At 46.0% G+C, this 13,014-nt stretch carries 9 protein-coding genes; 8 read left to right on the top strand and 1 reads right to left on the bottom strand.

Annotated elements, in window-relative coordinates:
- The first annotated feature begins 8 nt into the window (after window positions 1-8).
- Together ACLVWP_RS13875 and ACLVWP_RS13870 are read left to right on the top strand one after the other, a co-directional pair.
- The gene (locus ACLVWP_RS13875; protein WP_413558056.1) at window positions 9-2,948 is read left to right on the top strand and encodes a S8 family serine peptidase; all 2,940 of its coding nucleotides are present in this window, start codon (window positions 9-11) and stop codon (window positions 2,946-2,948) included.
- Between the two features lie 103 nt (window positions 2,949-3,051).
- Window positions 3,052-3,798, top strand: a complete 747-nt coding sequence (locus ACLVWP_RS13870; RefSeq protein ID WP_413558055.1) for a hypothetical protein — start codon at window positions 3,052-3,054, stop codon at window positions 3,796-3,798.
- Between the two features lie 57 nt (window positions 3,799-3,855).
- On the opposite strand, the gene hisS is transcribed toward ACLVWP_RS13870, so the two are convergent.
- Entirely contained in the window at window positions 3,856-5,106 is a 1,251-nt protein-coding gene (gene hisS / locus ACLVWP_RS13865; RefSeq protein ID WP_413558054.1) for a histidine--tRNA ligase, read from the bottom strand.
- 98 nt (window positions 5,107-5,204) lie between these two features.
- Here hisS and ACLVWP_RS13860 point away from each other — a divergent pair, with 98 nt between their 5' ends.
- From ACLVWP_RS13860 to ACLVWP_RS13835, 6 genes are all read left to right on the top strand, one after another.
- The gene (locus ACLVWP_RS13860; protein WP_413558052.1) at window positions 5,205-5,651 is read left to right on the top strand and encodes a DUF3299 domain-containing protein; all 447 of its coding nucleotides are present in this window, start codon (window positions 5,205-5,207) and stop codon (window positions 5,649-5,651) included.
- An 11-nt stretch (window positions 5,652-5,662) separates the two neighbouring features.
- The gene (locus ACLVWP_RS13855) at window positions 5,663-6,142 is read left to right on the top strand and encodes a ZrgA family zinc uptake protein (protein ID WP_413558051.1); all 480 of its coding nucleotides are present in this window, start codon (window positions 5,663-5,665) and stop codon (window positions 6,140-6,142) included.
- The gene (locus tag ACLVWP_RS13850) at window positions 6,132-6,824 is read left to right on the top strand and encodes an ABC transporter ATP-binding protein (RefSeq protein ID WP_413558050.1); all 693 of its coding nucleotides are present in this window, start codon (window positions 6,132-6,134) and stop codon (window positions 6,822-6,824) included. The genes ACLVWP_RS13855 and ACLVWP_RS13850 overlap by 11 nt, the downstream gene beginning before the upstream one ends.
- Window positions 6,824-8,089, top strand: a complete 1,266-nt coding sequence (locus tag ACLVWP_RS13845; RefSeq protein ID WP_413558049.1) for an ABC transporter permease — start codon at window positions 6,824-6,826, stop codon at window positions 8,087-8,089. The genes ACLVWP_RS13850 and ACLVWP_RS13845 overlap by 1 nt, the downstream gene beginning before the upstream one ends.
- A gap of 159 nt (window positions 8,090-8,248) precedes the next feature.
- A complete protein-coding gene (locus ACLVWP_RS13840) occupies window positions 8,249-11,905 on the top strand; it encodes an Ig-like domain-containing protein (RefSeq protein ID WP_413558047.1) in 3,657 nt (1,218 codons plus the stop codon).
- A 99-nt stretch (window positions 11,906-12,004) separates the two neighbouring features.
- Window positions 12,005-12,994 carry a PstS family phosphate ABC transporter substrate-binding protein gene (locus ACLVWP_RS13835; protein WP_413558045.1) on the top strand — a complete coding sequence of 330 codons (990 nt, stop codon included), beginning with the start codon at window positions 12,005-12,007 and terminating at the stop codon, window positions 12,992-12,994.
- The last annotated feature ends 20 nt before the right edge of the window (window positions 12,995-13,014 follow it).

The following is a 13,014-nucleotide window of genomic DNA, read 5'->3' as shown; positions in this document are numbered from 1 at the left end:
CTGAAACAATGAAACTACTAACAGCGGTCATGATGATTCTAACAGTGGGAAGTGCCCAAGCGGCCCTAGTGCCTGCTTCTCAATCGGGATTTACCAATGATCCTTTGGCGAAGTATCAATGGGCGGTCTTCCCCGCGGATCAAAAAATCCTGCGTGATCAAACGGACATTCGGTCTAAAGAGGCGAGAGCCGTTTCTGGTCGCAGTGCTGATGTGCAGGCGCGTGCCGATGGATTTTCTAAAGTGATGAAGAAAGACATCGTCGTCGCACTTTTGGATAGCGGCGTGGAAGTCCAACACACCGACCTTGCGAAATCTTTGTATCATAATGATTCCGAGTGCGTGAATGGTGCAACTCCGTTCAGACCTTCCACTGATAATGATGGAAATGGTTATAAAGGGGACTGCATCGGCTGGAACTTTATGGCTAGTGCGGGCGCGAATAACGAAAACCTTGCTGATGATGATTTAGGGCATGGGACTCACGTGGCTGGTATTATTGCTGCGCAAATAGGTAATGCTCAGGGTGTTGCGGGTGTTACAAATCGCGTGCGTTTGTTGCCGCTTAAAGTGACGGGGGCCGCTGATGCCAATGCAGGGAGTGGTGTTTCAGCAAGTACGGCACTGACGGGGCGTGTGTTGAAGGCTCTTCGTTATGCATTGGCGAAACGTGTAGATGTTGTAAACATCAGTATGGGATGGCCAGCGGCCACAGATACGCCAGAGCTTCGTAAAGTTTTTGCGGATCTTCAAGACGCGGGAGTCTTTATCGTTGCGGCGGCTGGTAATAACAATAACAACAATTTGAATTTTCCTTGTTCTTATCCTGGCGTGCTGTGCGTGGCGGCGACAGGAATCGACAATGTTTTGACGGGGTTTTCTAATTTTGGTGGGCAAGTCGATATGGCAGCTCCAGGTGAGGAAATTCTTAGCACCTATCCAAACTCGAAAACACCGACGAACTTTTCGGTGAAGGGGTATGAAGTCCTTAGCGGAACAAGTCAGGCAGCACCTTTTGTAACGGCCGCTGTCGCGGTCTTGAAAGGTACCTTCCCGGGAATTACTGCGGATGAAATTAAAGCCCGTCTTTTTGCTTCGACGCAGTCCGTGGATGGCGAAAAATTCATTCGTTATGGAACCTTAAAAATTGCAAAGGCTTTGGAGCAAGCAGCCGTTCCGGTTGTGGCTCCGGAGTTTAAAAATCTTTCCCGCGTTCTATTTAAAAACGCAGATGGTGTAGCGCGCTTTACTTTACCAATTAAAAACTATTGGAAAGCCCAAGACCAAGTAGCTGTTCAGGTGAAATCTTTGTCTGCAAATTTCAGATTGCAAGAGGGTGCTGATGCCACGTTGTCATTAGGGCAGGGGCAAGTGCAAAGCCTTGCGGTTGCAGGCCGTATTCAAGACACATCTGAATCGGGGACTGTGCGTTTGAGCGTAACGGTTCGTACATCAGCAAATACTAAAAACTTTGTGCATGAGTTTTCTCTGTCTCGCGAAGTTAAAAATGATGCAGATGTTGTGAAAGTTCCGTTAGCGATTTCCGGGGACGTTTTGCCAAGTGCCTTGAGAAACGTGATGACGGTCAACGATGTTATGGGAGTTAGCGAAAATCCTGACTACTATCTGACCGAGACGTCCTCTGAAAAAATGCGTGTCAGCCTTTTGCAATTGCAAGGCAGACGTTTTCAACAGTCCGTGATCTCTTTGCCGCAAGGCACACGCAACATTCTAAGTTTTATGAAAGTTCCGCTATCAAATGATATGAACGGCTATTGGATCGGAACTTTGGCGACAGCTGCTGATGGTAAGACGAAGACTATGAGTTATCTGGTGATGTCTGAAGACCTACGCAGTGTGCGCCAAGAGATCTCTTTTGTTCCAGAGACGGTTGTTCTGGATCGTGATGCGGTGGCGAGTCTGCGTTTTGCGAGTCTTGCCAAAACGGGATTGGTTCCAGTCTTTTCGACTATCGGTAAAATTCCTAAGCAAGATATCAATCCTGATCCATTTCAGTTTGAAAGCAACAATCCACAACGTCGCGTGTTTTATCTAAAACCAGTGGCGTCGGGAAATTCTTGGACTTATCAAACTCGCAACTTTGATAATTACAAGTTTCAGAATGACCTGCGTGCGCAATTGGGAATTGGATTTCAGTACGATTTGCGTCTGCTGACGATGTTGCCTCAGTCAGTCTATGATGTAGACCGCATTCGCATGCTTTATTCCTATGGCACTCAAGATCTACAGAAGTACGTGGTGGTCGAAACGCGTGGTGAGTGGTTGGATCAACGCAAGTTCACTTTGAAACCGTTGTCATTTTCGTCAACGATGATGTCGAATGGCGTACCTGCTCCTGTCACAGATTTGACAGATGGAGTAGCAGTTAAAAATGCAAATTGGTCCTTCGGTGTTTTTTTGACACCTATCAAGGCGCAGAATCTGATTTTTGACTCTTACAATCAGTTGCAAAGTGAAATCATTTTGCAATCTTCCAGTACGCAGGATTTGTTGATCAGCTACATTCAAAGCTTCCGTCGCGGGAATGAGTTTTTCACCTTTGCACAAAGCAAAAGTAATTTGATCATGCAGGTTAATTCTTCGAATGGAAAAACGCGTCGTTATGAAAGTTCAATTCACCGTGCGACTTGGCCGGGGCTGAGCTCCACGGAATTGCTGTACCCATCTGTGGTGCAGAATCGTGGATTCGCAAGTCCTAGTATTTATGTCGATGCGACTCAGCTTTATTCCAACAATGTTTATTTCTGGACGGAAAGCTCAAGAGGGGATTTGGTTTCGCCTGCGAAATTAAATTTGGATATTCCAAATGATTGTCGCGCCCTTGCTCCGCAGAAATTTTCCTCGTACGGAAATAAAAACTTTGCAGTGATGCTTTGTGGTTCGTCTGCGGCGAACGCAGAAATGCAGCTTGTTCCATTGAGTATTTGAACACAGTTCGAAATGACACCGAAAAAATTGGCAAACAAATTGCTAACGTAATTTTCAAACAAAACACCGAATCGACAGGGGGTCGATTCATAAAGGGGTAAAAATGAAAGCAATGAACTATTTGAAAAGCACTTTGAAAGTCGGCCTAGCTGCGGCAACTGTTTTCGCTATCGGCGCTTGCGGTGGTGGCGGCGGAGGCGGTGGTTCAGTAAGCACGGGTAATGTGTATTACACCCACGAAGAGCTTGCGAATGAATTCGTAAAACGCGCTTACACAGATGCAGGTATTAATTTGACGTTGGTGAAAGCTAACACGAACTCTGCGGGTTATATCGTTGTTGATTATCACGGTAACACGCAAGCTGTGTACATTGATGGCTGGGCTGTAGGTCAAAATATTTACGACTACATCTATTCTCAGCAATGGCATGATGTGGCTTACATCGGCAATGGTTACTACCAAGATTCTTCTGGCTACGTTTATGAAGAATCCACAGCAAGCAGCAAAGACCTTGCTAAGATGACAGCGATGAAACAAGCGTTGGATATCAACGAATCTGCAAAAGGCATTCAAGCTCAATTCGGTTTGAGCGCGGAACGTTCGCAAACATTGGCTCGCTTGGCTGTGCAATTGAAACACAACCCAAAAGCTAGCATGACAGATGCTGACTACGATGCTTACACAAAAGAGATCATCGGCAGCTCTTACAACGAGTTGAAAAATGCGATGGTAAAACAAGCTCAAGGTGACTACAGCGATGTGGGCGCATTGATCGACAAAGCCGCACAAGTAAACGGCGTTGGTCCAGAGCAAGTAACACAAATCCTTACATCTCTTATCGCCAACTAAGCGAAAGACACATTAAGAACGAAAAAGGCGAGATTCCCATCTCGCCTTTTTTTATTTTTAGATTTTGAAATCGTAAGTGGCGATTTCGCTTCGTGGGATCACGGCTTGTTCGCCGGTTACGAAGTTTTTGACGGTGACAGTGTTGCTTGTCACTTCATTGCCGCCCAAGATCAGTGCGTAGTGTGCACCTTTGTTGTTGGCCTTTTGCATTTTCTTGCCCATTTTTCCGGACAAGAAATTTTCAGCCTTCAAGCCGCGTGCTCGGATTTCGTGAGCAAGCTTAACGCTTTCATCCTCGCCCGCATCGTCAGCACCAATGACTGCCACAAGGACTTCTTTAGAGAAAGCCAATTCCTTCGGAGTCAGATCAGCCAAACGGTCAATGCCCGCAGCCCAACCAACACCTGGAGTTCTTGGTCCCCCCATCAATTCAATCAAACCGTCATAGCGACCACCAGCGAGTACTGTGCCTTGCGCGCCCAGTTTCGCTGTCGTGAACTCAAACACTGTGTGGCAGTAATAATCCAAACCACGCACCAAGTGATTGTTCACTTTGTATGGGATTCCTAATTTTTCGATGCCCGCTAAAACTTTTTTAAAGAACGTTTGTGAAGTCTCGTTCAAATACTGTTCAAGCTTAGGAGCCTCAGCATTGAGTTTTTTATCGCCCTCATCTTTAGAGTCCAAGATGCGCAGAGGATTTTTCTCTAAACGAGTTTTGGAGTCTGCAGACAATTGGTCTTCGTGCTTTCTAAAGTAAACAACCAAAGCATCGCGGTAAGCTGCGCGGCTTTCCGCGTCACCCAGAGTGTTAATCTCCAGAGTGCAATCTGCTGAAATACCGATTTTTTGCAAAAGGTCCCAAGCCATGGCGATGCACTCCACATCAGCATGAGGAGTGTCATAACCTAGACACTCTGCGCCCAATTGGAAGAATTGGCGGTAGCGGCCTTTTTGCGGTCTCTCATAACGAAACATCGGGCCAGAATAATAAAATTTAAGGGGAAGATTTTGGCTCATGCCTTCTGAAATAAAAGCGCGAGCCACGCCAGCGGTGCCCTCAGGTCTTAAAGTGAGGCTTTCCCCTCCGCGATCTGTCAAATCGTAAGTCTCTTTACTGACAACATCGGAAGTTTCACCAAGAGTGCGATGAAATACTTCAGAAAACTCGAAAATCGGCGTTTCTATTTCGCCATAACCGTAAAGTTTGGCTTTTTGATAGGCTGATTCTTCGACAAAACGAAAAACAATGTTCTCCTCTGGAAGAAGATCACGTGTGCCACGAACTTTTTGAATTTTTCCGCTCATAATTAGGTCCTCTTGGTATCGGCTGTTTTGTTATAGCAGACATGATGAGGTCACGCAAAGCTATTGCATTTAGAGGGGGAGGAGTCTTTAATGAAACTATGAAGAAATGGCTGATCCCGGGAATTCTTATTATCGCCGTTATTGCCTCCGTGGCTCTCTATCAGAGACTCAGCGGTGGGCCTAATTATGATGGCGCAGCGCTTGATTGGCGCACGCTGGGCGAGATGGATTATATCACGGGGAAGTCCTCAGCAGAGCTTCAGGCGTTGGACGGCAAAGTCGTTAAAATTCCGGGCTTCATGGTTCCTTTGGAAGATGACCAACGCCAAGTGGTGGAGTTTCTTTTGGTGCCTAGTCCGCAGGCATGTATCCACGTTCCAGCTCCTCCACCAAATCAAATGGTTTATGTGAAAATGAAAAAGGGTGTCCCGGCAATGCAGGGTCCTTTGTGGTTATACGGAACGTTAAAACTGGTTACAAAGAAATCAATGTACGGAGATGCATCCTTCGAAATTACGGGTGAGGCCGTGGAGCCTTACAAATAACAGGGGGTTTTATGTTCAATGTGCTTTTGTTTTCAGTGTTGTCATCCGTCGCGTCCGCGCATAGCGCCCATGTCCATGGAGTCGCAACAATAGACATTGCGTTCGATGGAAAGAACGGCAAAATTGAGTTTCATGCTCCTGCGTCGTCAATCTATGGATTCGAGTATGAGGCTAAGTCTGTGAAGGATAAGGCTAATAAAGAGGCAGGGCTTAAGAAATTTAATGATAAAGTGAATGACTTGTTCCTGTTTGCAGCGGACAACAAATGCGAAGTAAAAATGGACTACAACGAAGTGGTACAAAAAGAGAACCACGCTGATGTAAATGCTGTTTTTAACGTCGTATGTGAAAAAACACCTACAGGGACGGCTGTTAGCTTTGGAGTGCAAAAAGTATTTTCAAGAGTAAAATCTGTGAAAGTAAATGTGCTAACAGGGGACACGCAAAAGTCTCAGGAAATTAAGAAAGACGGAGAACAAGTTGAGCTCTAACGAAGCTTTAATTGAAATTCAAAATCTTGAATACACTTATGCGGGATACAATAAGCCGACATTGGTGGTTCCTGAGTTCACGGTTAAAAAAGGTGAAGAACTTTTTTTATATGGTCCGAGTGGCACAGGCAAAACGACTTTTCTAGAATGCTTATCAGGTGTTTTGGCCCCCACTAAGGGCAGCGTGAAAATTCTTGGACAGGATTTGGCGACAATGAGTTCCTCCCAGCGCGATGCATTTCGTGCGGAACACATGGGTTATGTTTTTCAAAGCTTCAACTTGATTCCTTATCTTTCAGTTATGGAAAATATTGAATTGCCATTGCATTTAAGTCCGGTGCGTAAATCGCGCTTGGGCAGTGTGGATACGGATATGGTCATCCGCGCCTTGTGTGGTAATTTGGGTATCGGTGACTTGCTTGATAAAAGCGTTACTGAACTCAGCGTAGGACAACAGCAGCGTGTTGCCGTAGCGCGGGCCTTGTTGGGGAAACCTGACTTGTTGTTGGCAGATGAGCCGACTTCAGCACTAGATGCTGATCACCGCGAGAAATTTTTGAAGCTGCTTTTTGAGCTTTCTGAACTTTATGGAACGACAGTGGTTTTTGTTTCACACGATAGAGGTATTGAAAAACTCTTTACTCGTTCGCTGTCACTTGAATCGATTAACAGGACAACGTGATGATCTTCTTGAACCTGGCTATTAAATCACTAAAGAATCGTTCCTTCGCGACGATGTTGACCGTGGTGTCTGTTGCACTGAGCGTGGCTTTGCTGCTTTCAGTGGAGCGCGCACAAAGAGCGGCCCAAGAGGGCTTTACTCAAACTATTTCTAAAACTGATTTGATCGTGGGTGCTCGCAGTGGTCCGTTGCAATTGGTTTTGTACACGGTTTTCAATCTGGGCAATGCAACTCATAACGTTTCGTTTGAAACTTATCAGGATGTGAAAAAGAACCCAGCGATAGAATGGACAATTCCATACTCATTGGGTGATAGCCATCGTGGTTACCGTGTTGTGGGTACGAATGATGACTTCTTCAATCACTATCACTATCGCGGCGATAAAAAGGTCGAGCTAAAATCCGGCAAGGTCTTGCAAGGTTTGTGGGATGTCGTCATTGGTTCTGAAGTGGCCGATAAGTTGAATTATGAATTGGGTCACAGTGTGGTGATCGCTCATGGCGTGACAAAGGGTGAGGGTGTTCTTCATCACGAAACTCGTCCGTTTAAAGTTGTTGGTATCATGAAGCCAACCGGAACTCCTTTAGATCGCGCCGTTTATATCGGCCTTGAGGGAATGGAAGCTTTGCATATGGATTGGCATGATGGAGCCGCTCCATCTGCTAGCAAAGAAACCCCTTCGTCACAAATCAAAATTGAAGATGTGAAGGTTCACACGATCACGGCCTTTTTCGTGGGTGCGAAATCACGTATTGAAACTTTAAAATTACAGCGTGATATCAACGAATACAAAAACGAGCCCTTATTGGCGATTATTCCTGGCGCTACTTTGAGTGAGTTGTGGCAGGGGCTGTCGTACGTTGAAAACGTTTTGCGTATGATCTCATGGATGGTGTTGGCAGTTGGCTTCATGGGCATGTTGATCGCCTTGACGACGACATTGAATGAGCGACGTCGTGAGATGGCGATCTTGCGTGCCGTCGGTGCGAGTCCTCGTCAAATTTTAGGTCTGTTGGTTTTTGAATCTGCGTTGTTGAGTATGATTGGTGTTATTTCTGGAATGATTCTTTCATTCGTATTAACACTTTCTTTACAACCGTGGTTAGAGAATGAATTTGGTCTGTATCTCGAAGGTCCAGCGATTACCAGCACTGAAATAGCATATATGTTCGTAGCGATTGTTGTTGGGACATTGATCGGTCTTATTCCCGCATTGAGAGCTCAAAAGCAAACATTGAAAGATGGTCTCAGCGTTCGCCTGTGAGACTGTTAAGCAAATTTGATCTCTGAGTTTTAATCCTATTCGAGTGAATTCACTTTAGGTGCCCGCGAAGTTAGCCGAACTAAAAACATGGGTAACTTCGGGAACGTCTCATTTAAAACCACCCTGCTTTTCATTCTTATTGCGTCTGTTGGATGCAATATGGATGTTGCTGTTAAGTCGTCGAACGTTGTAGAGCTTAAAATTGACTTCCTAAAGGAAGCAGCGAAGGCAGACGGAGTCGACAAAGTCGAATTGACAGTCACTGCTATCAAAGGCGGTGATATTCCAATTGCTAATTCTGAAATCAAACTTCGCACGAATGATGAACTAGAGAATAATCTTTATCCGAACGAATGCAGTAGGACCGACGACAAGGGGATCGCTCATTGTACGATCACTTCTGAATTTTGGTCCAGAGTTCGGGTAAAGGCTGAGTTGGTGAACTCTCCAGTGCCGACGCCATCTCGTGAGCCGACAAATGAAGATCTTAAAAAGGACGCCGTCGAAGCGGTCTTTTATGACATCTATTCAACCATTGCTGAAACATCGACGGGCTCGGCCACGACCTATGCAGCTGCTAGCAAAGGTGAAGCCCTTGCGACAGTTACAATTCGTGATCGCATGAACATCGTGCAGCCTATGGTGACGCCGAAGCTTAAAATTGATGGTCCGGGGAATGCGAATTATACCTGCACCGTGACCGATGCTGCGGGTGTTTCTCACTGTATTATTAAGTCAGATGTGCCGGGTGATTATAAAGCCTATATCGACAGCCCTCCGGTTGAACATCCATTGCCCGTAAAATTTCTTTCAAAATATCGTACGTGTACGATTGCGAACTCCACAGCTCGTGAAGAGTGGGGTGAAAATGATTCGACATCTTGGGGCAGTTGTAAGGTTGTTAATTGTAACGTGAATTACACTCCCACATCAGACACAACTTGTGTTGCAGATATTCGTGTATGTGATCCGATGCCGACAGGTTCATCGGGTGGTACCCAAGTTTGGGAAAGTCACGGCCCTAATCAATGGGGACTGTGCTTGATCAGCGCTTGTAAATTGAACTACACATTGCAAGGTGGTACCCCAGGCAATACCTGTGTAGCGGATAACAGAACGGCTCCTCCAGAAGTATTGCCTCCTCATGCCGAAGAAGGAAATCAAACTTGGGATGGCAATGAGTGGGGACCTGTCATCGTCACAAAATGTGCGTATCCTTATAAAGTAACGACGTATGCTTGTGTGCCTGCGGATATCACCCCAGATGCATTTGTTATTTTAGATAAAGCGGGGCAGTTGTTAGATCAGGTTATTTATTCTGACGGAGTTTTGATTTCAGGAATTGATATTCCAATTAAGGCCTCGATCACGGGTGAGGGCGCGGCTTTCTTGCAGCGTTTACCAGTTTCAGGAACTGATTGGATTGCCTTCGATCCGGCGACAGATTTTTATGCTTCCGGTGATTACTTGCGACTCGCTTTAACCTCGGCAAATGATATTAGCACGACACGCACAGCGGAATTCAATATTGGAGCAACCGGTCCGATCACCTGGAATGTAACGACGAATGATCACGTCATTCCACCTTCGGTTGTTTTGAATCACGGGAATAACAATAAATCATTCACGCTGACATGGGCTGTGGGCGGGATTAACAACGGTGGAGTCGATGGTTGTCAGGTTCAGTTTGAGCAAGACATCGGCGTGTGGGAGCCGTTGGCGCCACTGGTGAATTGTGATTTGGCTTTGCCGACAACAACATTCAGTCTGCCAGATGCTGTGGGATATTCGAATATATTTAATAGCACGGGATTGCGTGTCCGCGTGGTTCAAGTGGCGGGGAATCGTCAGATTTTCCAACCAGGCCGTTTGCGTTGCGTGGTGTGGAGTGTTTTACCCCAGTATGATGATCCTTCCGTGGATGAAAACTGTAATGCCAATTGGACAGACGATGCTGACGTGAGTCCTCCAGTGGGTGGTGATTTTACCATTGTCGAAAGCTCACCGACTTTGCAAAGTACAATTAATCTAGCAATCACTTGTCCGACAGATCAACAGGGCACAGTGCAAGTGGCTTATGGTAATGCAACAGCGCCAACAAATTGGCAGGCATGTGCTGCGGGCAAAACATTGGTTTTGCCTACGGGTGATGGAATCAAAACAGTGTATATGCATTTCCGTGATGGTTATGGAAATACGACTTCGGAAATCACTCGTTCGATTGAACTGGATCAAAGCAGTCCTGTTAATGGCGCGTTCAGTATTAATAACAATGCGAACTCCACTGACAACGTAAGTGTATTGTTGGACGTGACATGCCCGACAGATGTCAATGCACCGATCGAAACTGCTTTTGATAATGTCAATAATCCGACGGGTAACTGGCAGGCGTGTGCTTCGTCTTACAATCACAGTCTTGCCGCAGGTGAAGGTGTCAAAACCGTGTGGATGAATTTCCGCGATACAATCGGAAATGTGACATCACCATCGTTGTCAGACACGATTATCCTGGATCAATCTCCGCCGGTTGTTTCTTTGTCCTATACAAATGGTTGGCAGGCGACGGGCGCGGTAACGGTTGTGACCAATGAGGCTGACTTATATACGAGTGTCGCAAACTGTGAGCTGGAACAAGCTGACGCCACTGTGAGCAATGGTGTTGTCGGGGCTTTTGGTCCTTACTCTCAAGTCAGTACGAGTTGCGCGAATTATAGTTTTGGTGCCGTGAATGCGGGTGCCTATAAATTCCGTTATCGTGCAGCCGATGAATTAGGCCATGTCAGTGATTGGTATGAGAGTGCCTCTATTGTAAAAATCAATACGACAGGTCCAAGTGGCGGTAACGTCACTTACGGGAATGTGTTGCAAACGACGACTCCGATTTCAGTATCGGTGGCTCCAGGTTCTGATGCAATTTCTGCGATGAGCACGAGTAGTGCGGACTATCAGTTGCAAGTCGCTTATGCGACCTTGAATCCAAGCACGTTGTCATGCGGAGCTTTCGGTGGATTCGCTGATGCGGGAGTTGCAGAAACGACGGGCTCTGCAAGTTTCACATACACAGGAGTTCAAGGACGTTGCTATCAATTCCGCTATATCGCAAGAAATACGGCGGGACAGGCGATCACCTATACGTCGTCCAATGTTGTGCGCATTAATTTTACTTATCAGTGGATCAATGGAAGTTTCGGTGCTTGTAGCGGTGGAACAGGATATTGGAGCTACGGTGGTTGGAGCGGATGTAATGGCGGCTCTGGCTGGTGGAGTTATGGTGGTTGGGGCGGATGCTCTGCGAGTTGTGGACCGGGCACTCAATACAGATCTGCAAGCTGTAATTTCAATGCGAACTCAGGATCGCAATCTCGCTCTGCAAGTTGCGTAAGAAATGCAGGATCAGGAACGCAGACTCGTACAGTGCAATGTCAGCGCAGTGATGCAACTATTCAAGCAGATTCCTTCTGTGGTGGTGGTAAACCTGCGACGTCTCAAGGTTGCAACCCAACGAGCGATGCAGTTTGTGGATCTGCGGTGACAAGTCAAAGCTGTACTCCAACGAACTCTGCGGTTTGTGGTGGAGCAACGACGGCTCAGTCTTGTAACAACGGACCTTGTTGTAATGCGGCCAACAACGTACCTAATATGTGTGCGGGTTATACGAAAACAGATGCTCGCTACGGAACGATGCCTTCTGCTTCAGTGGTTGCCGCAGAGTGGTGTGCTTCGGGCTCCGCAAAAACACTCAGCTGTGGGCCAGTGGGTTGTCCACCTCCGATGTGTGCGCCAACGGCATGGTCTTGTTATATCGAGTGTAATTAGGCCTTAACAATTCCCTGACATAATCTTAACGGGGAGGTGATACCTCTCCGCCCCGGACTTTGTTAATTTTCTGATATCCAATATATCGGAGGATATAAAATGAAGTTCTTTATCGCTAGCGCTTTGGTTCTAAGCGCATTTGCTGCAAAAGCAGAGTCTCTAGTTAAAATCGATGGTTCAAGCACTGTATTCCCAGTAACAGAAGCTGTTTCTGAAGAATTCCAAGCGGCTACTAAAGGCGCTACAAAAGTAACTGTAGGTGTTTCAGGCACTGGCGGTGGTTTCAAAAAATTCTGCCGTGGCGAAACTGACATCCAAAATGCTTCTCGTCCAATCACTAAAGAAGAAATGGCTGCTTGCCGTACTTCTAAAATTACTTACTACGAATTGCCAATCGCATTTGATGCTATCGCAATCGTTGTAAACCCAAAAAATGACTGGGTTAAAGAGATCACTGCTGCAGAACTTAAAACTATGTGGGAACCAGCAGCTCAAGGCAAAATCATGACTTGGAAACAAGTAAATGCAAAATGGCCAGACGAAAAATTGACTCTTTTCGGTGCTTCTACTGATAACGGCACATTCGATTACTTCACTGAAGCTATTGTTGAAAAATCTAAATCTTCTCGCGGTGACTACACAGCGTCTGTTGACCACAACACTCGCGTGACTGGTGTTAACGGTGCTAAAGGTGGCTTGGGTTACATCCCTTACGCTTACTACCTAACTAACAAAGACAAGTTGAAACTTGTTGGCGTTGTTGGTGGCCCAAAAGCTCCATCTAAAAAAGCGGTATTGCCGACTGAAAAAACAGTTATGACTGGTGAATACCACCCACTTTCTCGTCCAATCTTCATCTATGTTTCTCACGAAGCAATGGCGAAACCAGAAGTTAAAAAATACGTTGAGTTCTACTTGGACAAAGCTGCTGAAATGGCGAAACAAGTTCAATACATCCCACTTCCAGCTGCTGCTTACAAAACTGCTAAGGAGCATTTGACTAAGAAGAAAACTGGAACTGTATTCGCTGGTGAAGCTCATGTTGGTTTGACTATCGAACAGATTTTGAAAAAGGAAGCTGCGCTTTAATTGCGGCTTTACATTAAGAC

The organism is Bdellovibrio sp. HCB209, assembly GCF_047306065.1.
Lineage (GTDB): Bacteria > Bdellovibrionota > Bdellovibrionia > Bdellovibrionales > Bdellovibrionaceae > Bdellovibrio.
This window is presented reverse-complemented; position numbering and strand designations above follow the sequence as displayed.